A 360-nucleotide genomic window follows, 5' to 3' on the forward strand; every position below is an offset into this window, starting at 1 on the left:
AAAACGGCTGTCTTAGATTGATGAAAAATCTTGTCTGGGAATATGACGCACTCCCCCACGCTCTGATTGCTGGTGGAACTGGTGGCGGTAAAACTTATTTTCTGCTGACGCTCATTGAAGCCTTACTGCATACCAACGCTGTCCTTTACATATTAGACCCGAAGAATAGCGACCTTGCGGACTTAGGAACGGTCATGCCAAACGTCTACCATACCAAAGAAGAAATGATAGACTGCGTCAATGCCTTTTATGAGGGCATGGTACAGCGAAGCGAGGAAATGAAGCGACACCCGAACTATAAGACAGGCGAAAACTACGCCTATCTGGGACTGCCACCCTGCTTTCTTATCTTTGATGAAT

1 protein-coding gene is annotated in these 360 nt (G+C 46.4%); it reads left to right on the forward strand.

From position 1 onward, the window contains the following. Window positions 1–360 (forward strand): FtsK/SpoIIIE domain-containing protein (locus tag LJE11_RS19400; protein WP_255656399.1); only part of this gene is annotated, 360 nt, incomplete at both ends.

The organism is Blautia sp. DFI.1.216, from assembly GCF_020594215.1.
In the GTDB taxonomy this organism is placed as follows: domain Bacteria; phylum Bacillota; class Clostridia; order Lachnospirales; family Lachnospiraceae; genus Blautia_A; species Blautia_A wexlerae.